Below are 314 nucleotides of genomic sequence, written 5' to 3' on the forward strand. Positions count from 1 at the left end.
GTAAAGCCAACGTCGTTGAAGACAACGTAATTCTAGGCAATGGCAAGCGTCTCACTGGCGGCATGCGTATCTATGATGAAGACCATGTAATCCGTAATAACTACATTGCTAACACTCGTGGCCGTGATGGCCTGATTGAAGGCAATGCGGATCTTCGTGGTGGTATTGTTATCAATACTGGCATTATTGATGTAGCGAATGGCGAAGAGCTTGACCAATCTGTGAAAGGCAAAGAGCTAAACAAGCAGTGGACGCCAAAGAACATCGCGATTGAAAACAACACTTTAGTTGATACAGAGTGGGGCATTGTCTAT

General features: G+C 44.9%; 1 pseudogene. It reads left to right on the forward strand.

Annotated features, from left to right (window positions below):
• Positions 1 to 314 (forward strand): annotated as a pseudogene (locus AB4585_RS28845) (alginate lyase); the annotation flags it as partial.

It is taken from the genome of Vibrio sp. 10N.222.49.C9, from assembly GCF_041474985.1.
In the GTDB taxonomy this organism is placed as follows: Bacteria; Pseudomonadota; Gammaproteobacteria; order Enterobacterales; family Vibrionaceae; genus Vibrio; species Vibrio crassostreae_C.